Raw genomic sequence first — 22,619 nt, forward strand, 5'->3', positions numbered from 1 at the left:
CTACGCTATGCTCAAGCCCCTGTCCTTTTTACCGGTCAAACCAAATGGCCCGCCCCCGCGCCCTCCGCCTGTCCTTGTCACTGCTCGGCGTCGTGCTGTTCTTCGCCCTGTGGGAGGCCCTGCCCCGCCTGGGACTGGTGAAATCCATGCTGCTGCCGGCACCCAGCGGCATCCCGGCCAGTTTCTGGCAGGAGGTAAGCTCGGGTGCCTGGGGAGAGGCGGTGCTGCAAAGCCTGCGGCACTATGTGTCCGGTCTGGTACTGGGATCGGCCCTGGGCGTCGCGCTGGGCGTGGCGACGGGCATGTCGCGCACGCTGGAGGACATGACCAACTGGATCGTCCGCCTGCTGCGCCCGATCCCTGGTCTGGCCTGGGTGCCGTTTGCCATCATCTGGTTCGGCGTGTCACCGACAGCGGCGAATTTCATCATCATCGTCGGTGTGTTCTGGATCAATTACTTCTCGGCGCTCAGCGCGGTGCAGGCCGTGGACCGGGACCTGATCGAACTGGCCAATGCCTTCGGCCACCGCTCCCCATTGGCGCGGCTGGTGAAGGTGATCCTGCCCGCCTCGGTACAGCCGATTATGGCGGGCCTGCGGACCGGCCTGGGTCAGGCCTGGATGGCCGTGGTTGCCGCCGAACTGTTTGGCGTGGCGGGGCTGGGTCAGCGGATGATGCAGGCATCGTCGCTGCTGGCCACCGATATCGTCGTCGTCTACATGATCACCATGGCCGTGCTGTACGGCGTTGTGGATGCGGGCTTCGTGGCCCTGCGTGACCGTTTGCTGGCGTGGAAAGCATGATCTCGATCAAGGACCTGACGCTCTCCTTCGACAGCGACCGTGGCCGCACTATCGTCCTGAAGGATTTCCAACTCGACATTGCCGATGGGGAATTCATCGCGGTTGTCGGTGCCTCGGGCGTGGGTAAATCCACCCTGCTGCGAGTCATCGCCGGTCTGGTGAAGCCGACATCGGGCACGGTCACCCGCGACAATCCCGAAACGCCGGGCCGCCGCCCCTATGCGCTGGTGTTTCAGGATGCGCGCCTGCTGCCCTGGCGGCGCGTGGTGAAGAATGTGGAATTCGGGCTGGAGGGGCTGGGCCTGGACAAGGCTACCCGTCGCCGCCGCGCGCTGGACGCGCTGGAACTGGTGGGCTTGGCCGACAAGGCCGACCGCTGGCCGCATCAATTGTCGGGGGGGCAGCGCCAACGCGTGGCCATCGCCCGCGCCCTGGCGGTCGATCCCGATCTGCTGATGATGGATGAACCGTTCGGCGCGCTGGACGCCATCACGCGCCAGGGCTTGCAGGATGAACTGGTCGATCTGTGGCAACGCACAGGTAAGACCATCCTGTTCGTGACCCATGACATTGATGAGGCCGTCTATCTGGCCGACCGCGTCATCCTGCTGGCCGGCAGCCCGGCGGGCGTGCGCTCCACCGACCGGATTGACGCCTCCCGCCCCCGCCTGCGCGATGACGCCACCGCCCGCCATACCGCGAACGCCATTCGCGACCGTTTGTCCGGCACCGTGGTGGATGGCGAAGGCATTTAAAAATTACACGACAGTAAGTCGCTTAACATCCGTGAAAGGGATGATGCCGGCCAACCGGTATCGCCCATCATCCCTTTTCGGAGGTTCCCATGGCATCCCGACCCGCCCCTGTCGGCACTGCTTCTGCCAACCGCCCCGCCCCGTCCGGCGATAACAGCCAGACCAATGCCCAGCATATCGCGCTGGGCCATGTCGGCCTGCATCAGCCCCTGGCCGAGGGGGTGCTGCGTCTCAACCTGCTGGATCTGCTGTCTGATCAAGCCAATCCGGGCGAAACGCACACGGAAAGGCCGGGTATCGACAGCAGTGAAACCGTGCGCAGCGACAGCGGCAGTACGACGACGATAAAGTTCGAGGATGGGTCCAGCCTTGTCGTGGTGCGCAGCCACAATGATGACAGCATGACGACGACCAGCACCCGCACCGCCGCCGATGGCAGCGTCCACACCACGACGCAGACCGTGACCCATGTGGATGACAACACCGTAAAGACGGTCCTGTCCGACAGCAGCGGCACCACCACCACGACAGTGACGCGGGACGATGACACCCGTACCACCGACCGGGTACAGGCCGATGGCGACCATGTCACGCTGGTGCAGACCCATACTGATGATGGTCTGACCGGCACCTATACGCTGGTCCAGGCTGATGGCGATGCCGGCACGCTCGACTATTCCCTGAGCCGCGACGGCGACACCCAGACCTACACGATTGAAGGCACCACCGCCGATGGCGTGGCCGTGGACAGCACCGTGGTGGTCGATCTGGATACCAAGGTAGTGACCGTGACCGACCATCAGGGCGACATCGCGACCTACAGCCTACAGACCTTCCACGATCAGGTGCTGGATGTCGGCCTGATCGGCCTGATCGCCGATGTCGATACGGGCTATTTCGGGTAAGCCTGCGGCTCCGCGGATTACGCTTCGCTAATCCGCGCTACAGACCTCATCGCCGATGCCCGTTAATCTACTCGGCGGGTAGCATTCGTAGCGCGGATTAGGCGCAGCCGTAATCCGCGGAACACCGCGGCCAAACTACCGACAGGACCTCGGATCAGAACAGCATCCCATAGATTTCCGGCTTGAACCCGACCGTCAGGTGGCCGGCCCGGTCCAGGACCGGCCGCTTGATCATAGAGGGCTGTTCCAGCATCAGGGCAATGGCGCGGTCGCGGTCGATATCGGCCTTGGCCGCGTCCGGCAGCTTCTTGAAGGTGGTGCCGGCCCGGTTCAACAGAACCTCCCAGCCCAGCTTATCGACCCAGCCCGTCAGGGTGTCGCGGTCGATACCGGCCTTCTTGTAATCGTGGAACTGATAGGCGACGCCCTTGTCGTCCAGCCAGGTCCAGGCCTTTTTCATCGTGTCGCAGTTCTTGATACCGTACAGGGTGACGCCGCCCGACATGGGTCCGCTCCGTTTCATCGATGCTGGCGCGGGTGTAACAGATCAGACGGCCGAGCGCACCGCCATCTCTTCATACCGCGCATAGAGGATCGCCTCCTCCTTGTGCCAGCGCGACTGAAGCAGCGCCGACATCCGACCGAAATCGACCGCGAATTCAATGCCCGACCCGCCATCCCGATACTTGTCAAAAAAGGCCAGGATCTGGCCGCCCAGAGCCACCATCTCTTGGCTGAACTGGTCCGCCGTGGCGGCGCGCATCGGGTCCTGCCGGGCCAGACGGCGGTAATCGGGATAGAATTCCTCATCCTCCCGCCGGATATGGTCCACGAACAGGTCGCGGGCCGCCAGCAGGGTTTGGCGTCCCGCCGGTGTGCCGATCCCCTGCTGGCGTACTTGCTCCAGAATGGCCTTCAGCTCGGCATGGTCATGTTTCAGTTGGGGGACGATGGGGCGCATGATGCAAACTCCACAAAAGATGCATTTAATATGCATGTTATATGCGGCAACGCTCGCTCACCATGTGGCGGGGTGTCGCGGCGGCACTTGATTGATGGCCCCTGCACAGGCATCATTGTCCACCGGTTACCATAAGAAGAACCTCGGGGGACGGATATGGCGGTGTCACGGCGCGATTGGCTGCGCGGATCGGCGATGCTGGCGGGAATGATGGCATCACCAGGGCTGGCCACGGCGGCGGCAACCACCAGTGAAACCGTGGAAATCTGGCCCGGCGGCGTGGGGCCGGGGTCAAAGGGCGCTTCGTTGCAGCAACGGATGGTGGAACGCAGCCAGGACCCGTCCAAACCCGACCGCTATATGGAGGGGATCACCCGCCCCTACCTGACCATCCACCGCCCCGCCAACCCCAATGGCCGCGCCGTTCTGATCACGCCGGGCGGCGGCTATCAGCGGGTGGTGGTGGATAAGGAAGGGGGCGAATTGGCCCCCATCCTCACCGCCGCCGGCATCACCACCTTCATCCTGACCTACCGCCTGCCGGGGGAAGCGCCGCAACATGGGCCGACCGTGGCGTTGCAGGATGCGCAACGTGCCCTCCGCCTGATCCGCCACCGGGCCAAGACCTGGGCGATCAACCCGGAAATGGTGGGGATCATGGGCTTTTCCGCCGGCGGACATGTCGCGGCCAGCCTGGGCACCCGCTTTGACGAAGCGGTCTATGACCCGGTCGATGCAGCGGACAAGCTGTCGGCCCGCCCGACCCGGCTGGCGCTGATTTATCCGGTCATTGATATGGGAGCCAGCGCACACCCCGGTTCGCGGGATCGACTATTGGGTCCCAACCCATCACCGGATGAGGTGGAGCGACTATCGCCTGACCGCGCCGTCACGGGCCGCACGCCGCCCACCTTCCAACTGCACGCCGCCGATGACAACGCCGTGCCCGTGGAGAACAGCCTGCTGTTCAATGCCGCCTGCCGCAAGGCAGGGGTGGAGGCGGAGATGCATCTTTACCCGCGCGGTGGCCACGGCTTCGGCTATGGGACCCGCATCGCCGCCGACAATCCGCTCCGCCGCTGGCCGGAACTGTTTCTGGAATGGTACGGGCGGGCTTAACACCCCCCCTCAGCCCGCCTTGTCCGCCGGTACCACGAAGCTGTCCATCACCTTCTTTATGCCGGCGACATCGAAACTGATTTCCAGCTTGTCATTCTCTACCGCCTTGACCGTGCCATAACCGAACTTTGTGTGGAATACGCGGTCGCCGGGGTTGAAGGCGCGGTCGGGCCGTTTGCGCGGGGTTACGTCGATGGCTGTCCCCTCGATCAAACGGCCCCCGGCACGCGCCGGGGCTTGGGCCGCCTTCTGGCCCATGCGGTTGAACCGGTCGCCAAAACCACCGCCGCCCCAGCCGCCGCCGAAACCGCCGCCATAGGCGCTTTCCCGCGCGCTGCCACCGAAGCCAGCACCACCAATGCCGGGATTGTTCTCCGTCTCGATATGCTCCCCCGGCAGTTCCTCGACAAAGCGCGACGGGATGGCCGTGGCCCAGGTGCCATGGATGCGGCGGTTGGCGGCGTGGCTGATATAGACGCGCTTGCGCCCGCGCGTGATGCCGACATAGGCCAGCCGCCGCTCCTCCTCCAGGCCGGCGATGCCGTTCTCATCCAGGGTGCGCTGGCTGGGGAATACCCCCTCCTCCCACCCCGGCAGGAAAACCACATCGAATTCCAGACCCTTGGCCCCATGCAGGGTCATCAGCGACACCTGCTCATCGCCCGATCCTTGCGCGTTTTCCATGACCAGGGAGACATGTTCCAGGAACCCGGTCAGGTTCTCGAACTCTCCCATGGCGTTGATCAGTTCCTTGAGGTTGTCCAGCCGTCCGGGGGCCTCCGGGCTCTTATCCTCCTGCCACATGCGGGTATAGCCGCTTTCATCCAGGATGGTCTGGGCCAGTTCCGTATGCGGCACCCGGTCGATCAGGGCCCGCCAACGGAAGAAATCCTGCGACAGGCCAGAAATGGCGCTGCGCATCTTGGGCTTCAGTTCATCCGTCTGCGACAGCTGCCACGCGGCCTCCGTCAGTGGCACACCCAGCGTGCGGGCCGCCACATAAAGGCTCTGGATGGTTGTCGCCCCGATGCCGCGCTTGGGCGTGTTGATGATGCGCTCAAACGCCAGGTCATCCTCCGGGCTGACCAGCACGCGCAGATAGGCCAGTGCATCACGGATTTCCTGCCGTTCATAGAAGCGCGGACCGCCGATGACGCGATACGGCAGGCCCAGCGTAATGAACCGTTCCTCAAACTCGCGCGTCTGGAAACCAGCACGCACCAGCACGGCCATCTGGCCCAGGCTGACGCGCTGACGCTGCAGCGCTTCCACCTCGTCGCCAACCCAGCGCGCCTCCTCCTCCGCGTCCCAGAGGCCGCGGACGCGCACCTTCTCCCCGCCCTCTGTCTCGGTCCAGAGCTGCTTGCCAAGCCGGCCCTGATTATTGGCGATGATGCCATGGGCCGCGCCCAGGATATGGGCGGTGGAGCGGTAATTCTGTTCCAGGCGGATCACCTGGGCACCGGGGAAATCATGCTCAAACCGCAGGATGTTCCCCACCTCCGCCCCGCGCCAGCCATAGATCGACTGGTCATCATCACCCACGCAGCAGATATTCTTGTGTGACTGGGCCAGCAGGCGCAGCCACAGATACTGGGCAACGTTGGTGTCCTGATACTCGTCCACCAGGATATATTTGAACCGCCGCTGATACTCGATCAGCACATCATTATGCTGCTGGAACAGCGTGATATTGTGCAGCAGCAGATCGCCGAAATCACAGCAGTTCAGGGACAGCAGCCGGTCCTGATACTGCTTGTAGATCGCCAGGATGCGGCCATTGGCGGCGTCGCCCGCATCCTCGGGCTTCAGCTTGTCGGGCGTCAGGGCCCGGTCCTTCCAGCGCTCAATAATGGACAGCAGCATGCGCGCCGGCCATTTTTTGCTGTCGATATTCTCCGCCTCCATCAACTGCTTCACCAGACGGATCTGATCGTCAGTGTCCAGGATGGTGAAGCTGGGCTTCAACCCGATCAGTTCGGCATGGCGGCGCAGGATACGGGCGGCCAGCGAATGGAACGTGCCCATCCACCAGCCTTCCGACTGGCTGCCCAGCAGGTTATCGACGCGGTCGCGCATTTCGCGGGCCGCCTTGTTGGTGAAGGTCACGGTCAGCACGTTCCACGGGCTGATCCGCCGCGACAGCAGCAGATGCGCCAGCCGCGTGGTCAGCACGCGCGTCTTGCCCGTTCCCGCCCCGGCCAGCACCAGGACAGGCCCATCCAACGCCTCCACCGCCTGCCGCTGGACCGGGTTCAACCCGTCCAGATAGGGGCGGTGCGCGGTGGCGGGCGGGTGCGCCGGAAACGGCTCGTCGATCAGATCGTCAATCATGGTGGGGAGAACATATACAGAATTCTCGGCCATGACAAAGGGATCACGCCAATCGCATAGCGCGTATAAGTCTATAAAATTCCCCTTATGATCAGCAGCGAGTTCTGTCAAAAACGAAAACGGCGGCCCGGAATTGGCCGGACCGCCGTCAACGGAGGTAAAGCGGCATGAGGAATATGCCCTTTATCCTGTTGCTCCGGTTCACGATCTGGCGGCGGCGTGTCATCCACGTCACCATCACGATCCACCGGGCATAAGGAGGGTGGGCCGGTGTTCCAAGCACCGTCCCACCTTCTCCCGACTATAAGACAAATCTTCCCGTCTGACCAGAAAGACCTGTGCCGGTCACACCAGTTTCACCAGCGCGTGGCGCTTCTTGCCGGCCGACAGTTTGATGACGCCGTCATCGCCGACATGGGAGGCGAACAGCTTGTACGCCTCGTCCGACACCGCCCCGTCATTGACCTTCACGCCATTGCCCTTGATCAGGCGGCGCGCCTCGCCCTTGCTGGCCGAGAGACCAGCCTGCACCATCAGATCGGCCAGATAGGCACCGTCGGCCAGGGCACCCGCCGCCAGCTCGATGGTGGGCAGGCCTTCAGCGGCCGCTCCTTCCTCGAAGGTCCGGCGCGCGGTTTCCGCCGCCTGCTCCGCCGCCCCACGACCGCGCACCAGGGCGGTGACTTCCGTGGCCAGAATCTTCTTGGCCTCGTTGATCTCCGCCCCCTGCAACGCCGCCAGCCGCGCAATCTCGTCCAGCGGCAGATCGGTGAACAGCTTCAGGAAGCGGCCAACATCGGCATCCTCCGTGTTGCGCCAGAACTGCCAGAAATCCAGGTTCGACAGCCGGTCCTCGTTCAGCCAGACGGCACCCGCCGCCGTCTTGCCCATCTTGGCACCCGACGCCGTGGTCAGCAGCGGAGATGTCAGGCCGAACAGCTGCGTATTGGCGATACGGCGGCCCAGTTCGACGCCATTGACGATGTTGCCCCACTGGTCCGACCCGCCGCACTGCAAGGTGCAGCCGAAGCGGCGCTGCAGCTCCACGAAATCATAGGCCTGGAGGATCATGTAATTGAATTCCAGGAAGGTCAGCGGCTGTTCACGGTCCAGGCGCAGCTTGACGCTGTCAAAGGTCAGCATACGGTTGATGGTGAAATGCCGGCCCACATCGCGCAGGAACGGGATGTAGCGCAGTTCGTCCAGCCAGTCGGCATTGTTCGCCAGCTGCGCATCGGTCGGCCCGTCGCCGAAGGTCAACAGATTGTTGAACGGCGTCAGGATGCCCTTGATATTCTCGTTGATGATGTCGTTGGTCAGCAGCTGGCGTGCTTCATCCTTGCCGGACGGATCGCCGATTTTGGTCGTGCCGCCGCCCATCAGGGCGATGGGGCGATGGCCCGCCTGCTGCAACCGCCGCAGGATCATGATCTGGATCAGCGAGCCGACATGCAGGCTGGTCGCCGTCGCGTCGAACCCGATATAGCCGGTGACGATCCCATCCAGCAGTTGCTTGTCCAGCGCCTCCAGGTCGGTGGCCTGATGATAATAGCCACGCTCCACCATCACGCGCAGGAATTCGGACTTGATGTTCGCGGGAACGGTGGTGGTGCTCATCTTTCATAGACCTTGATGTTCGAGAATGGCCCCAATGGCCAAGGGCGTGGTAGCACATCTAGATATCTAGAGCATGGTGCGTGATGGCATTGCAGCGTTTCCTGACGGTCGGTTTGATGAGCGGCACTTCCATGGACGGTATCGACGCCGCCCTGGTCCGCACCGATGGCCATGGCTTTGTGGAGCCTCTGGGCTTCATCTTCACCCCCTACCGCCGCGCGTTCCGCGACCGGCTGCGCGCCGTTCTGGGGGGGGGTGGCGATGTGCAGGGCGTGGAAGAGGAACTGACCGACCTGCATGCCGAGGCGGTGGCAAGCCTGCTGCGCGTGCAGGAGGTTGATGCGGCGACCGTGGATCTGATTGGCTTTCACGGCCACACCATCCTGCACGCCCCCGACCGCCGCCACACCTGGCAGATCGGGGACGGCGCCCGGCTGGCGGCGGCCACAGGCATCGACGTGGTGCATGATTTTCGCACAGCGGATGTGAAGGCCGGCGGCCAGGGCGCGCCCCTGGTCCCGCTCTACCATCAGGCGCTGGCCAGTGACATGGACCGTCCGCTTGCCATCCTGAATATTGGCGGTGTCGCCAATATCACCTGGCTGGGCGAAGGGCCGCTGGATGTGGTGGCCTTTGATACGGGTCCCGGCAACGCCCTGATCGACGATCTGGTCCTGTCGCGCACGGGTGAGCCCTATGATGATGGCGGGCGTATCGCGGGTGCGGGTCATGTCGATGATGACATGCTGGCCCGCCTGTTGAACCACCCCTATTTCGCGGCCCCGCCGCCCAAATCACTGGACCGCGATGCCTGGGCCAAGGCGGCCATGTCCAACCTGTCGACGGAGGATGCGGCGGCCACCCTGACGGCCTTTACCGCCGAAACCATCATCCGCGCCCTGGACCATGTGCCGGCCAAGCCCAAGCGCTGGTTGATCTGCGGCGGCGGGCGGCGGAATGAGACCTTGATGTGGATGCTGGCCGACCGGCTGGATGGGGTGCCCGTCGCCCCCGTGGATGGTCAAGGATGGAACGGCGATGCGTTGGAGGCCGAAGCATTCGCCTATCTGGCGGTACGATCCCACCTGGGCCTGCCCCTGTCGCTGCCCGGCACGACGGGCGTGCCGCAACCGATGACGGGCGGGCGGTTCTGCGCCAAGCCGTAACGCTGATTTGTTTCAGCTTTGTATCACCCGCTTACCCCGCCCGCGCCGCGATGATACGCAGGAAGCCATAAGAACCGTTGGCTTTGGACGGCCAATGGAGGCAACAAAGGATACGCGGATAATGTCAGTACGGAGCGCGTTGATGACGGCGGCGGCCCTTATCGCCCTTTCGGCGACCCCCACCCTGGCGGCCGATGCGCCGGCGGGCCATCCTTTCGCGGAGGCACAGGCCAAGCAGGACCCGTTCTTCTGGCTGGAAGAGGTTGAAGGCCAGAAGGCGCTGGACTGGGGCAAGGCGCATAATGAAAAAAGCTTCGCCCGCCTGAAGAACGACCCGCGCTTCGAAACCATCCGGGCAGAGGCCGAAAAGGTTCTGACCGCCAAGGACCGCATCGCCTATGGCAGCCTGGAGGGCGGCAAGGTCGATAATTTCTGGCAGGACCAGACGCATGTGCGCGGCATCTGGCGCCGCGCCACCCTGGACAGCTACAAGGCCGCCGACACCGCCTGGGACACCATCCTGGATATCGACAAGCTGTCGGCGGATGAGGGCAAGAACTGGGTCTATAAGGGCCATAACTGCTTCGGTGCCGATGCCAGCCGCTGTCTGGTCTATCTGTCCGATGGCGGCAAGGATGCCGTTGTCGTCCGTGAATTTGACGTGACGACGAAGTCCTTTGTGAAGGATGGGTTCCAGACCGTTGAATCCAAACAGACTTTGGATTGGATGGACAAGGACACGCTGCTGGTCGCCACCGATTTCGGCCCCGGCACCATGACCGACAGCGGCTATGCCCGTCAGGTGCGTCTGTGGAAGCGCGGCACCGATCTGGCCGCCGCCCCGGTGGTGCTGGAAGTGGGCGTCAAGGATGTCTGGGCACGCCCCTGGGGCATCCACCGGCCTGAGGGCAGCACCATCCTGCTGCAACGCGGCCCCGACTTCTTCACCGAGGAATGGTTCCAGCTGACAGCCGACGGTAAGGTCGTGAAGCTGGCCCTGCCGCTGGGTGTGGACATGAAGGGCGTCATGAAGGACGACCTGATTGTGGCCCTGCGTGATGACTGGTCCGTTGCCGGCAAGTCCCTGAAAAAGGGTGACCTGATCGCCGTACCGCTGGCCCAGGCGGCGGCGGGCAAGGTGGAAAAGGTCGATGTGATCTATTCCCCCGGTGAGACAGCGGCCATCCAGGGCGTGGGCATCGCCAAGGATGCCATCTATCTGGACCTGCTGGACAATGTCGTCGGTCGTCTGGTCGCCGCCCGCAAGGGCACGTCCGGCTGGACCCAGGCCGACATCGCCCTGCCCGCCAATGGCAGCCTGAACATCGTATCGACCGATGGCAGCAGCACCGATGTGCTGGTCAACTACACCAATTTCCTGCAGCCCGACACGCTGTACATCATGGAAAATGGCGGCACGCCCCAGGCCATCAAGTCCCTGCCCGCCCGGTTTGATGCCGCCAACCTGACTGCCGAACAGCGTTTTGCGGTCTCCAAGGATGGCACCCGCGTGCCCTATTTCATCGTCCATAAGAAGGACATGAAACTGAACGGCGACAATCCGACCCTGCTCTATGGCTATGGCGGGTTCGAGATTTCGATGACGCCGGCCTATATGTCGGTGTTCGGCAAGGCTTGGCTGGAACAGGGTGGAGCCTATGTCGTCGCCAATATCCGGGGCGGCGGCGAATTCGGCCCCCGCTGGCATCAGGCGGCGCTGAAGGCAAACCGTCAGCGCGCCTATGATGATTTCCAGGCCGTGGCCGAAGACCTGATCAAGACCAAGGTGACCAAGCCGGCCCGCCTGGGCATTCAGGGTGGCTCCAACGGCGGCCTGCTGACCGGTGTCACCATGACCCAGCGACCGGACCTGTTCGGTGCCGTCATCGTGGCCGTGCCCCTGCTGGACATGATGCGCTACCACACCATGCTGGCCGGCGCCTCCTGGATGGGTGAATATGGCGACCCGGAAAAGGCCGATGAACGCGCCTGGATCGCGAAATACAGCCCCTACCAGAACGTTCGCAAGAATGTGAAATACCCGGAGGCCTTCGTCTATACCTCCACCAAGGATGACCGCGTCCATCCCGGCCACGCCCGCAAGTTCGTGGCCAAGCTGGAAAGTCAGGGCCACAAGGTTATGTATTACGAGAACATGGAAGGCGGCCATTCAGCGGCGGCCAACCTGAAACAGCGGGCGGAAGTGACGGCCCTGCAGGTCGTGTACCTGACGCAGAAGCTGATTGATCGGTAAGATGCAAAGGGGGGCTGCGGCCCCCCTTTTTTCATGTCCCCGTTTCAACGCGCCGATTGATGATCCACGCTCCCTTCGGGAACAACCATGATCCGTATGAATGTGCCCGCCCCTTGGGCGCTCGCCACGTTGGACTCAGCCCCCCTGAACACTGGGTTCATCCGTACCGTTCTTGACGGCACATCGGACGGTGCCCTGTGGGTGGATCGCGCCGAAGCGCCGCGCGTGCTGCATGCCATGCACACCTACGGCATGTCACTGATCTGGGGCGACGCCGTTGCAGACGGTTTCGAACCGGTCATCGGCCATCTCCGCACCGGGGCCTACCGCACCATTGTCGATGAATGGCTTCAGATCGATCCCCGTTGGCAGGATTTGGACTGGGATCAGCGCCTTGGTGCGGTACCGTCGGCATTGGCCGTCGAATCCGACCCTTGCCGCCGCCACACACGGCTGAATTTCCGCTTCGAGATGGAGGCATTCCGGCAACTCGACGCCAAGCGGGCAGCACCGGATGGATGGCATTTCCGCCTCGCCACCCCCGACGATTTCGACCTGCCCGGTCAGGTCGTGCCCCGATGGTTCTGGCGCGATGCCCGGCGGTTCCTGGCGGCCGGCGGCGGCTGGTGCGCCGAACAGGACGGGCAGGTTGGAGCGATCGCGTTCGTCTCCTACCGGTGGGGTGACGAGTTTGAAATCGGTATTGAGACCTTCCCCCACGCGCGCCGCCAGGGCCTTGGCCGCGCGGTGGCCGCCTGTCTGATCTCCGACATTCTGCAAGCGAATCTACGACCGGTCTGGTCCTGCCGCCTGGAGAATACCGCGTCATGCCAACTGGCAGGGGCGCTTGGCTTTCGTCAGGACCGTGCGATACCCTATTACCATTTGAAGCCGATAGTCCCGTTGTCAACCGGCATCGGCTCCGACGGGCGGCGGTAGCAAACCGTCGTGGCGCTGTTGTAACTCACCCCTCCTTCGCCCGGTCGCTGGCCACCTGCTGCGCTTCCTGCCAGGCGCGGATATCGTCGGGCATGGGCGGGCTATCCAGGTCGATGCCCATATGGTGCATCAGGACCGAGGTATCGATGGAGCGGCCCCGTTCGAGGAACACGCCCTTTACGACAATGACAGCAACCAGATGGCCGTCCATCGCCTCGAACACATGTTCCAGGTAGATCCACTTGCCTTCCCAGCACAACACGCGGGTTTTCAGGCGATAGGGCTGAAACGGCTTCAACTCCCGCCGGAACCGGATCATGGCCCCGCCCAGCACCGGCGCCCATTTGCGAGTCATCAGCATCTTCAACATGCCGGTGCGGATCATCAGATCGACGCGGCCCAGATCGGCGATGGTGAAGTACCGACCATTATTCATGTGCAGGTTCGTGTCGATATCGTTCAACCAGACACGAAAGCCCAGGATAGACGTCCCCAGCGGCTCCACCCGCCGTCCCGACAACAGGGCCGTCAGCAAGACGCGCAGCAGGCGGAAGATCAAATTCATCGACAGCACCGGAACAGCGGAAAAGACAAAGGGCGGCCCCCTTTTGGAGCCGCCCCTTGTTTTGGGCAAGGATGATAGGGGTTGAGGTCCGGCAAGAAATCAAGCCCCAACCATCCTTGCTTTCAGCTGACGCTGACGCCCTCAAACGCCGGGCGGGCGCGTCCGCGCCCTTGGCTTACGGCGCATGGGCGCCGGGCCGCCAGTCGGCGGCCTCCAACGGTCATGGAGAATGACCGTTGGGACGCCCGCATCAGAAGTTCAGATGTAGAAGTGGATCTGCGTCCGGTCATAGCCCGTGCCGATCATCACCGGCTGGCCCTTCACGACGGGCAGGTCGTGATTGAAGAAATACACGGCCTGCTTCCAGTGGTTGGTGCGGGTCGACGACTTGGAATGGTAATCGACCTTCTCATCCATATGCAGGTCGAACCAGAAGGCGATGCCATGGGCCACACCCGTTTCCGAGGCGGTGACGGTCAGGACCTTGGCGTCGCTGTCGGGCATGTTCTTGTAGAAATCGAAGAACCAGGCCTTTTCCGGTTCGGACAGCATGCGATGGGCATCGGCGGCCAGATCAATGGTGCAGTAACCCGGCGTGCGGAACTGGTCAAACTTCGACATATCAAAGCCGGAGACGGTGCGCACGGGGCTGATGCGGCGCATATCATCGGCCTGGATCAGGCTGGCATAGACGGTGGCCGCCGCCGGGATGATCTTGGCATCGGGCTTCAACAGGTTCTGGCGGGCATGCTGCAAAATGGTCAGCATATCGGGGGCCAGCATGCCGACATTGATCAGTTCGGACACGAAGACATCGGCCTTTTCCGGCATGTCCTGGCCCACCACCAGATCGGTGGACTTCTTGCCGATGACGGTGATGTGCTTGTCATAACCGTTCAGCGCCACCGTCTCGCGGGCCACCTCGACCAGCGGCTTGTGCATCTCACAGGTATAGACATGGCCGGCACCGGCGCGCGCCGCCATCATGGCGACCAGGGCGGAACCCGTGCCGATCTCCAGCACCGTATCACCCGGCTTCACATTGTTCAGCAGCGCCGCCTCATAGGCGTCGTTGCGTTCATGATCATTGATCATCGGGATGTGCCAAGCGGGGATCTGGGTGGAGCGCAGAAGCTGCAGGGCGAACAGCACGGCGGCATTGTCGGGCATGCGGTTATGCGCGCCGGTCAGCAACGCGATGGCATCGTCGATGCGGCCCTGACCCTGGAAGACCTGGGCCAGACCGATGGCGGCCTCCGCCCGGCTGGGATCACCGGCCAGGACATTGGCGAACAGGCGGCCTGCTTCGTCCAGACGGTCGGTATAGAGCAGCAGGGCCGCGAGGTTGTAGGCCGCATCCAGGTTCTTTGGACGCAGGGCCAGGGAGTGGCGGAAGCAGAATTCCGCCTCGGCCAGGGAACCCATCTCCCGCAGCGTGTTGCCCAGGTTGTTGTGGGCCTCGGCATAGGACGGGCGCAGTTCGACGGCCTTGCGGAAGCAGGGCTCGGCCTCCGCCAGCTTGCCCTGGGCGCGCAGCGCATTGCCCAGATTGTTGTAGGACAGCGGATCGCTTTCATCCAGGGACACGGCCTGGGCGAACTCAACCTCCGCCTCCTCGAACCGGCGGCAGCCATACATCAGGACGCCACGGCTGTTATGAAACTCGGCCTTGGCACCGTCCAGCGCGATGGCTTTGGAAAACAGCTCGTTGGCTTCTGCGGCGCGGTTGGAACGCAGCGCGATGATGCCCAGCAGGTGTGTGGCCTCCGAATGGGCCGGTTCAGCCTGCAGCGCCGTGCGGCAGCTCATTTCGGCTTCGGCCAGGTAACCGGCCATCAGGTGCTGACGGGAGATGCTGACGCAATCCTGGACGAAGGACATGTTGGTGCTCCTTGGCTTGGCGCTTCACGGCCCATCCGGGCCAAATCGGTTCGAAGCCATAAAAGCAAAGGGTGTGCCAACTGCAAAATACCCAGGAAATCCGCCACTTTTCGATCAAGGGGCAAAAGATGCCGGGTGGGCATTCCCCGACAGGGGCGGAATTTTCCGCGCCCTCCCCGGCAAATCCGTCACGCTTGGCGATAGGGGCTTTCCGCCGTCAGTTCCGCCATATGCGCCTCCATCGCCGCGCGTTCCTTCAGCAGGAAATCGGTAACGGCATAGCGCAGGCCGCGATGGGCGATGTAATGCGCAGAAAAGGTCTTCACGGGCAGATAGCCGCGCTGGATCTTGTGCTCCCCCTGCGCCCCGGCCTCCACCCGTGTCAGACCATGTTCGATGGCGAAATCGATGGCGCGGTAATAGCAGGCCTCGAAATGCAGGAACGGATACGCCTCCGACCCACCCCAGTTGCGGCCATAGAGTGTGGTCTCTCCCCGCATGTTCAGCGCCCCACCGACCCAGCGCGTGCCATCGCGCGCCATGACCAGCACGACACGGTCGGCCATGTCCTGACCCAGTTGGAAAAAGAACTCCCGCGTCAGATAGGGCGAGCCCCATTTCCGGTCGGACGTGGACCGGTACAGCCGGTCGAACGCGTCCCAATGCTCGTCCCTGATGTCGGCCCCGGTCAGGGTGAACAGGTCCAGCCCGCTATCGGCCACCGCCTGCCGTTCCTTGCGCACCATCTTGCGCTTGCGGCTGCTGAAGGCGCTCAAGAAATCATCAAAGCTGCGATAGCCGCGATTGTCCCAATGGTACTGCGTGCCGATGCGCGACAGCCAGCCAGCCCCCACGAACCGGTCATGGTCGGCCTCGTTGGGAAAGGTGACGTGTACGCTGGACAGGTCGTTGCGCCGCGCCAGCCCGGACAGGGTGGCGATCATCGCCCCCGGCACGCCCGGCGGCGCATCGGCGCGGACCAGCAGGCGCGGCCCCGTCACGGGGGTGAAGGGTACCGCCGATTGCAGCTTGGGGTAATAGCGTCCGCCCGCCCGGTCCAAGGCATTGGCCCAGCCATGGTCGAACACATACTCGCCATAGGAATGGTATTTCACATAAAGCAGGGCCACGCCGACCAGACGGCCCGCCGCGTCCCGCACGGCAATATGCCGTGGGTCCCAACCCGTATCGCCCCCGACCGACCCGCTGCTTTCCAGCGCCGCCAGAAAGGCGTGGCGCAGAAACGGGTTATCGGCCCCGCCGCCCGTGTCCAGCAGACAGGCATCCCAGTCAGCGGCGGGGATGGTGCGAATATCATCGACAAGGTCGATGCTGAGATTGTCCAGTTCCTGACCATCGGGCATGGGCGTCGCCGTGCAGTTGCAAGGTCAGGATATAGAACGGGCGGGGTCAAGGCCAAGCGCCGCGACACCGCCCGTCCAGCATAAAGCCTTATTCTACTTCCAGAATGGCCTCAATCTCCACCGCCACACCGAAGGGCAGCGAGGCGGCGGACACGGCGGAGCGGGCATGCTTGCCGGCATCGCCGAACACTTCGCCGAACAGTTCCGACGCGCCGTTGATCACCTTGGGCTGGTCATTGAAATCACCCGTGGAATTCACGAAGCCCACCAGCTTCACCACCCGCACGATCCGGTCCAGATCGCCCTCCAGCGCCAGTTTGGCCTGGGCGATGATGTTCAGGGCGCAGGTGCGGGCCGCCTCGCGCCCGTCCTCAATGGAATAACCGTCACCCAGCTTGCCGACATGGCGCAGCTCGCCATTCCACATCGGCACTTGGCCCGAGATGAAAAGCTGATTGCCGGTGCGCACGGCAGGCACATAGGCGGCCAGCGGCACGGCGGCCTTGGGCAGCTCGATATTCAGTTCGGCCAGACGCGCATCGATACGACCCGCCATAAAAACCTCCATCACAAGAATACGTGGCGGCCTTGATAGCAGCAGGTGCCCCCGCCGGGAAAGCCCCCTGGCGGCACCTTATGGAGCGATAACCCGGTCTGACAGCGTGTAAAAATGCAGAATGGCTTTCTTGCCACGCGAATAGTTGAAACCTGACAGCTCGGCAACCAGAAACGGCTCACGCCCCGCTGCGCGCAGGGCGGCGCTGAACGCCTCTTCCTCCCGCCCTGTGGTGACCATGCCAATGGCACAGGCCGGATCAGACAGAAGATGAGACGCCACCAACTCCCCGCCGCCCAGCCGCGTCCGGGTCCCCACCAGGAACACCATCGACGGCTCGTTATAGCCGCCGGCGGCCAGGATGCTGCCGGGGCACGGCTTGTTCTCGTCGAAAACCTGCTTCACCTGCGGGCTTAACCACATGGGCGTCAGGTTGGGCAATGCCATGGCAAAGATGCCGACATAGGCAAAGACGGTACCGACCACGGCATAGGCCGCCGCATCGCCACGACCCGACCGGATCAACCAGATTATCAGGCCGGCGACGACCAGGATGGCAACAGCCGCCAGCACCGACCCGGCCTGCACCTGCCCCATCAACTGCACCGGAAAGCCGATAATGGCCCCGGCAAAGGCGACGGAAACGATCACCGTCATCCCGGTGGCTACCCAGACCCAACCGCGCGACAAGACCGGGCGACGGTTATTAATCACCATGGCCGCCGCCAGCAGGGCCAGCGCCGGCAGCACCGGCAGGGTGTAGTGCGGCAGCTTGGTCACCACCGCCTCATGGATCACCCAGGTCGGGATGATCCAGGCCAGACAGAAGCGCACCGCCACCTCATGACGCCGCGCCCAGATCAGGGGCAGCGACAGGAACACCAAGGGTGCCCAGGGCCAGAAGCTGAGCCAGAATGTGGCCAGGAAATATCCAGGCGGCGCGCCGTGGCTTTCCTGGCCCGTCCCGGCCTTGCCCAGGAATTCATGCCCCACCGCCGTGCCGAAAAACGCCCCCTTGGTGGCAATGGCAATGGCGATCAGCCAGGGCAGGATGATCGCCAGGAACAGCGGCAGCCCCAGGGCCGGACGCAACCGGCGCAGCCACCATACCTCCCGATCGATCAGCCACAGGGCCAGGATGGCAGTCCCCACCACCATCAGAATAATGCCCTTGACCAGCACCCCGATGCCCAGCGCCACCCAGAACAGCAGCGCCGTGGACAGGGGCAATTCCCGGTCCGGCCGCATATAGGCCCGTGCCAGTACGCCCATACAGCCCAGGATACAGGCCAGCTGCACCGCATCCGTCTTGGCCATGCGCGCTTCCACGCCCAGAATGACGCAGGTCGCCATCATCATGGCGGCGATACAGCCCGCCCCCGGCCCGAACAGCGCCAGTCCAGCCCAGGCCGTCAGCAGCACGGCGGCAATGGCGCCGATCAGGGACGGCACGCGGTACATCCACACCGGTCCCGTATCCTCGCCCCCCGTCAACAGATGGACGGTGGCGGCCTGCATCCAGTAGATGCCCACGGGTTTCTTATGCCGGGCCTCTTCCTGAAACCGAATATCAATGAAATCACCGGTTTCCAGCATCTGGTGGCTGGCCTGAACATAGCGGCTTTCATCCCGGTCGAACGGCGGAATGGTGAAGAACCCCTGCCCGAAGGCGGCAAAGGCCAGAAGGGCCAGCAGCAGCCAGACTTTGCGCATGGCCCGTTCCGGGCTCATGCCCCCGCCTCCCGCCGTTCACGGCGGATTAGGTGCAGATTGCGGGTATAGATGATCAGGGCCGGCAACTGCCCCGCGATGATCACCAGCTCATGTTTCAAAAACCCGTAAATGGTCAGCAGCAGGCCGCCGCCCAGGCTGAACCACCAGAAGGCCGTGGGCATCACGCTGCGGCCCGCGCGTTCGGAACTGACCCATTGCACGACAAAGCGCATCATGAACATGGCCTGGGCCGCCATCCCGAACAGCACCAGCCAGCCCTGGCCGTCAATGGCGGCATGCCACCAGGCCTCAATATGGGTCCAGATCATGGGGCCTTGATCTCCGTGCTGCCACCCGGCCGCTTCTGACGGCGGATCAGCCACATGACGCCGAACAGGTCGGACAGGCCGACCAAGGCCCGCTGCCAATTGGTATACTTGGAAACACCCGTGGCCCGTGGCCGGTCCTTCACGGGATGATTGGCATAGGTCAGCCCCCTGCCCTTCACCAGGGCCGGGATGAACCGGTGCAGACAATCGATGGCTGGTAGATCCAGGAACAGGTCACGACGGATCAGCTTCAACCCGCATCCCGTATCGGAACAATCGTCCCGCAGCAACGCACCGCGAACCGCATTGGCAATGCGCGATGCCAGCCGCTTGGACAGCGTATCCTGCCGACGCGTGCGGATGCCGTTCACCAGGACAACATCAGGATCTATCTCGCAACGGTCCAGCATGCCGGGAATATCGGCGGGATCGTTCTGCCGGTCGCCATCAATGAACAGCAGCCACTCACCCGCCGCCACCCGCGCACCGGTCATCAGGGCCGCACTTTTCCCGGCGCGACCAGCATGGCGGATCAGACGCAGGGTCGGATATTCGGCCAGCGCGCGCGTCACCCGTGCGGCGGTTTCGTCGGTGGACCCGTCATCGATCACCACCACCTCGAAATCCGGGGCGGCGGCCAGGGCGGCGTAAATTTCATCCAGCAGGGGCAGGATGTTATCCTGCTCATCCAGAACCGGGATCAAAACCGAAAGCTGCACGCGACCTCCCGCCCGCGCCGACGACCATGCATGGCGGCATAATCCGATTGGATGGGAAAGGAAAGTGACGCTTTGATGCGGCGGGGATGCACAGGCGTCGGGATCACAGATCGTGCCGTACCGTCACCCCGGCGCTGTGCAGGCGCGACAGGGCCGCGTCCAGCGATCCGTTCAGGTCGATGGCCCGGCTGGCACCCGACAGCAGCACCGACTCAAACCCTTCCCGCGCCGCATCCTCCGCTGAATAGGCGACACAGAAATCCGTGGCCAGACCAGCGAAGAACAGGCGCGTGAAACCGCGTTCCCGGCAATAGCCGGCAAGACCCGTCGGCGTCCGGCGATCATTCTCGAAAAAGGCGGAATAGCTGTCGATGCCGGAGCGGAACCCCTTGCGCAGCACCAGGGCGGCCATGGGCACATCCAGACCGGGATGAAACGAGGCCCCGTCTGTGCCCTGCACACAATGCGCGGGCCACAGCGTCTGCTCACCATAAGACAGGTTGATGCTCTGGAACGGGGCCATGCCCGGATGGCTGCCGGCAAAACTGGAATGCCCGGGAGGGTGCCAATCCTGGGTCAGGACGACGCCACCGCCGGCGGCATGGAACCGCCGCGCCAGATCATTGGCAAGCGGTACCACCGCATCGCCATCCGGCACGGCCAGGGCGCCGCCGGGACAGAAATCATTCTGGATATCAACAAGGACCAGCAGGTCATTCACGCCCAGCATCGCCATGCTCCCCCTCCGTCGCGGGTCAGTACGGAACCCGGTCCGCCTTGCCAGCCCAGTCGCGGAACACCGACAGGGCATTGTCATTGGGGCGGTGGTCGCAGGGGATGATGCGCTGATCCGGGGCCTTTGCCACCTGTTCATAGATCAAGGCGTCGTCAAAGCCGATATCGGCGGCCTGGAACCGGTCATTGGCATAGACGATGCGGTCCACCCGCGCCCACAGGGCCGACGACAGGCACATGGGGCACGGCTCGCAACTGGCATAGAGAACGGCACCACGCAGATCGAAACGGCCCAGGTTGCGGCAGGCATCGCGAATGGCCACCACTTCGGCGTGGGCGGTGGGGTCGTTGGTGGACGTGACCTGATTGCAGCCGCGTCCCACCACCTCCCCATCCATCACCACGACGGACCCGAACGGGCCGCCCTGGCCACCTTCCATGCCCTGGCGGGACATGTCGGCGGCCAGCGACAGGAAATAATGGTCTTGATCGGACATGCGGACGCACCCTTTGAATTTGGAACAATCACAAGGGATAGCGTCCGCGCCCTCTCCCTGTCACGGGGATATTGCACCGCTTATATCCGGCCCAGCAGGATCAGGATCAACAGCACGATCAGAACGGTACCCAGCAGGCCCGACGGGCCGTAACCCCATCCCCGGCTATAGGGCCAGGCGGGCAAGGCACCGATCAGGATAAGGATCAGGATGATCAAAAGGATCGTGGTCATGGGGCACTCCATCTTCTGTTGTCGTTACGCCCACCTTCTCAACAACACAGAAGCACGGATGGGTGCCGGCAATTACGGGCTACCCCTTTCGCGGCGCGACGTCGCGGCGGGTTGACCTTTCCATTGCCATGATGCTTGCTGGCCTCGGCACCCAGTACCGGGTGCCTTTTCGCATAGAGGAAATGATGAACCGTAAAGTCCAGATTGGCGACCCGCCCATCCGCATCCTGCGCGATGATTTGCAGAAGCTTGAGACGTTGCTTGACAGTATGCACCGTTCCTACGCGCGGATTTCGATGTTCCTGCAGCAGGAGGTTCTGCGCGCCGACATCGTTGACCGGCAGACGCGCCGCCCCTTTGTGGGGCTGGGCTCACGGGTGCATTTCACCGACGATGCCGGCATCGACCATAGCGGCACCCTGCATATGCCGGAAGAAGGCTGTCCGGTGCCACCCGACGCGATTTCGATCCTGACGCCCGTGGGCTGCGCCCTGCTGGGCCTGTCGCCGGGGCAGAGCATTACCTACCAGACCGTGGACCGGCGGGAAAAACGCATCACCGTGACCAGGGTGGTGGACGCCGCGTGATTCCATCCTGAACGGGGCGGGGAAACATCTCCCGCCCCGTCATCAACCGAAATTCAGCAGGCCCGGTGCCTTGTCGATGATCTCTTCCAGGATCAGCTCGGCCGTCTCCAGATCACCTTTCAGCTTGTCGCCCATGGTGGCGGCATATTCCGGGCGGCGCAGCTTCTCCGCCGCATCGTGCAGACTGCGCAGTTCGGAGATGAAGATGTCGCGGGCACCCATGGGCAGCATGGTCTTGGCCGACAGCACGAAGAAGAATCGCATCGACGCGCGGACCAGCAGGCCCAGCATCAGCGTGTCCAGCCGCGCATATTCTTCCTTCAGATCATCGACGCGCGCCGTATCCACGGATTTCAGACGCCCCTCAATCAGGATGCACAGCGCCCGGAACTCCCCCACCTTGTTGCGGAAGTCGTTATAGGCCAGGAAACTGTCCTTGGCGGCCTCTTCCTCGGCGTTCTTGGCCAGACGGATGGCCTCACGCGCCTGACCTTCCAGGGCGCCCAGCAGGTCCTGTACTTCCTTGCGAGTGTAGGTACGCTTCATGATCGGGGTAATCGCCACCAGCCGGAGCATCATTGCGCGAC

General features: G+C 63.3%; 23 protein-coding genes. 8 read left to right on the forward strand and 15 right to left on the reverse strand.

The window, feature by feature from the left end; genetic code table 11:
• Window positions 1-44: 44 nt before the first annotated feature.
• The 3 genes from ABC729_RS06605 (at window position 45) to ABC729_RS06615 (ending at window position 2,463) form a co-directional block, all read left to right on the forward strand.
• Window positions 45-803 carry an ABC transporter permease gene (locus tag ABC729_RS06605; RefSeq protein ID WP_102111342.1) on the forward strand — a complete coding sequence of 253 codons (759 nt, stop codon included), beginning with the start codon at window positions 45-47 and terminating at the stop codon, window positions 801-803.
• Complete coding sequence (locus tag ABC729_RS06610; RefSeq protein ID WP_495606842.1) at window positions 800-1,558, forward strand: ABC transporter ATP-binding protein; 759 nt, start codon at window positions 800-802, stop codon at window positions 1,556-1,558. Before ABC729_RS06605 ends, ABC729_RS06610 begins: the two co-directional genes overlap by 4 nt.
• Window positions 1,559-1,647: 89 nt before the next feature.
• A complete protein-coding gene (locus ABC729_RS06615; protein WP_495606843.1) occupies window positions 1,648-2,463 on the forward strand; it encodes a hypothetical protein in 816 nt (271 codons plus the stop codon).
• Window positions 2,464-2,617: 154 nt separating this feature from the next.
• Here ABC729_RS06615 and ABC729_RS06620 read toward each other — a convergent pair whose 3' ends face one another.
• Together ABC729_RS06620 and ABC729_RS06625 are read right to left on the reverse strand one after the other, a co-directional pair.
• Window positions 2,618-2,968, reverse strand: a complete 351-nt coding sequence (locus tag ABC729_RS06620) for an ArsC family reductase (protein ID WP_495606844.1) — start codon at window positions 2,966-2,968, stop codon at window positions 2,618-2,620.
• Window positions 2,969-3,010: 42 nt separating this feature from the next.
• Entirely contained in the window at window positions 3,011-3,424 is a 414-nt protein-coding gene (locus ABC729_RS06625) for a hemerythrin domain-containing protein (protein ID WP_495606845.1), read from the reverse strand.
• 156 nt (window positions 3,425-3,580) lie between these two features.
• On the opposite strand from ABC729_RS06625, the gene ABC729_RS06630 reads away from it, so the two are divergent.
• A complete protein-coding gene (locus ABC729_RS06630; protein ID WP_495606846.1) occupies window positions 3,581-4,543 on the forward strand; it encodes an alpha/beta hydrolase in 963 nt (320 codons plus the stop codon).
• Window positions 4,544-4,552: 9 nt separating this feature from the next.
• On the opposite strand, the gene ABC729_RS06635 is transcribed toward ABC729_RS06630, so the two are convergent.
• Entirely contained in the window at window positions 4,553-6,877 is a 2,325-nt protein-coding gene (locus tag ABC729_RS06635; protein WP_495606847.1) for an ATP-dependent helicase, read from the reverse strand.
• 345 nt (window positions 6,878-7,222) lie between these two features.
• Window positions 7,223-8,494 (reverse strand): tyrosine--tRNA ligase, encoded by a 1,272-nt coding sequence (gene tyrS / locus ABC729_RS06640; protein WP_495606848.1) that lies wholly within the window; start codon window positions 8,492-8,494, stop codon window positions 7,223-7,225.
• An 83-nt stretch (window positions 8,495-8,577) separates the two neighbouring features.
• Here tyrS and ABC729_RS06645 point away from each other — a divergent pair, with 83 nt between their 5' ends.
• The 3 genes from ABC729_RS06645 to ABC729_RS06655 all read left to right on the forward strand — a co-directional run bounded on the left by ABC729_RS06645 (window position 8,578) and on the right by ABC729_RS06655 (window position 12,853).
• Window positions 8,578-9,660 (forward strand): anhydro-N-acetylmuramic acid kinase, encoded by a 1,083-nt coding sequence (locus ABC729_RS06645; RefSeq protein ID WP_495606849.1) that lies wholly within the window; start codon window positions 8,578-8,580, stop codon window positions 9,658-9,660.
• Between the two features lie 121 nt (window positions 9,661-9,781).
• Window positions 9,782-11,914: a prolyl oligopeptidase family serine peptidase gene (locus ABC729_RS06650; RefSeq protein ID WP_495606850.1), complete on the forward strand. Its 2,133-nt coding sequence runs from the start codon at window positions 9,782-9,784 to the stop codon at window positions 11,912-11,914.
• 87 nt (window positions 11,915-12,001) lie between these two features.
• On the forward strand, window positions 12,002-12,853 hold the full coding sequence (locus ABC729_RS06655) for a GNAT family N-acetyltransferase (RefSeq protein WP_495606851.1): 852 nt from the start codon (window positions 12,002-12,004) through the stop codon (window positions 12,851-12,853).
• A gap of 25 nt (window positions 12,854-12,878) precedes the next feature.
• Here the strand turns inward: ABC729_RS06655 and ABC729_RS06660 are convergent, their stop codons facing one another.
• The 10 genes from ABC729_RS06660 to ABC729_RS06705 form a co-directional block, all read right to left on the reverse strand.
• On the reverse strand, window positions 12,879-13,418 hold the full coding sequence (locus ABC729_RS06660) for a thioesterase family protein (protein WP_495606852.1): 540 nt from the start codon (window positions 13,416-13,418) through the stop codon (window positions 12,879-12,881).
• Window positions 13,419-13,676: 258 nt separating this feature from the next.
• Window positions 13,677-15,299, reverse strand: coding sequence for a tetratricopeptide repeat protein (locus tag ABC729_RS06665; protein WP_495606853.1), 1,623 nt, complete (start codon window positions 15,297-15,299; stop codon window positions 13,677-13,679).
• A 188-nt stretch (window positions 15,300-15,487) separates the two neighbouring features.
• Entirely contained in the window at window positions 15,488-16,663 is a 1,176-nt protein-coding gene (locus ABC729_RS06670) for a GNAT family N-acetyltransferase (RefSeq protein WP_495606854.1), read from the reverse strand.
• Between the two features lie 88 nt (window positions 16,664-16,751).
• Window positions 16,752-17,219 carry a RidA family protein gene (locus ABC729_RS06675; protein ID WP_495606855.1) on the reverse strand — a complete coding sequence of 156 codons (468 nt, stop codon included), beginning with the start codon at window positions 17,217-17,219 and terminating at the stop codon, window positions 16,752-16,754.
• A gap of 78 nt (window positions 17,220-17,297) precedes the next feature.
• Complete coding sequence (locus tag ABC729_RS06680; RefSeq protein ID WP_495606856.1) at window positions 17,298-18,950, reverse strand: ArnT family glycosyltransferase; 1,653 nt, start codon at window positions 18,948-18,950, stop codon at window positions 17,298-17,300.
• Window positions 18,947-19,261 (reverse strand): lipid-A-disaccharide synthase N-terminal domain-containing protein, encoded by a 315-nt coding sequence (locus tag ABC729_RS06685; RefSeq protein WP_495606857.1) that lies wholly within the window; start codon window positions 19,259-19,261, stop codon window positions 18,947-18,949. The genes ABC729_RS06680 and ABC729_RS06685 overlap by 4 nt, the downstream gene beginning before the upstream one ends.
• The gene (locus ABC729_RS06690; RefSeq protein WP_495606858.1) at window positions 19,258-19,980 is read right to left on the reverse strand and encodes a glycosyltransferase family 2 protein; all 723 of its coding nucleotides are present in this window, start codon (window positions 19,978-19,980) and stop codon (window positions 19,258-19,260) included. The genes ABC729_RS06685 and ABC729_RS06690 overlap by 4 nt, the downstream gene beginning before the upstream one ends.
• A 103-nt stretch (window positions 19,981-20,083) precedes the next feature.
• Entirely contained in the window at window positions 20,084-20,716 is a 633-nt protein-coding gene (pncA, locus tag ABC729_RS06695) for a bifunctional nicotinamidase/pyrazinamidase (RefSeq protein WP_495606859.1), read from the reverse strand.
• Between the two features lie 19 nt (window positions 20,717-20,735).
• Complete coding sequence (locus tag ABC729_RS06700) at window positions 20,736-21,212, reverse strand: nucleoside deaminase (protein ID WP_495606860.1); 477 nt, start codon at window positions 21,210-21,212, stop codon at window positions 20,736-20,738.
• Window positions 21,213-21,292: 80 nt separating this feature from the next.
• On the reverse strand, window positions 21,293-21,445 hold the full coding sequence (locus ABC729_RS06705) for a DUF3309 family protein (protein WP_495606861.1): 153 nt from the start codon (window positions 21,443-21,445) through the stop codon (window positions 21,293-21,295).
• 182 nt (window positions 21,446-21,627) lie between these two features.
• Between ABC729_RS06705 and ABC729_RS06710 the strand changes: the two genes are divergently transcribed.
• Complete coding sequence (locus ABC729_RS06710; protein ID WP_495606862.1) at window positions 21,628-22,032, forward strand: GreA/GreB family elongation factor; 405 nt, start codon at window positions 21,628-21,630, stop codon at window positions 22,030-22,032.
• A 42-nt stretch (window positions 22,033-22,074) separates the two neighbouring features.
• Here ABC729_RS06710 and ABC729_RS06715 read toward each other — a convergent pair whose 3' ends face one another.
• Window positions 22,075-22,611 carry a hypothetical protein gene (locus ABC729_RS06715; RefSeq protein WP_495606863.1) on the reverse strand — a complete coding sequence of 179 codons (537 nt, stop codon included), beginning with the start codon at window positions 22,609-22,611 and terminating at the stop codon, window positions 22,075-22,077.
• Window positions 22,612-22,619: the final 8 nt, after the last annotated feature.

The sequence above is a fragment of the Niveispirillum sp. CC-CTL257 genome, assembly GCF_059489915.1.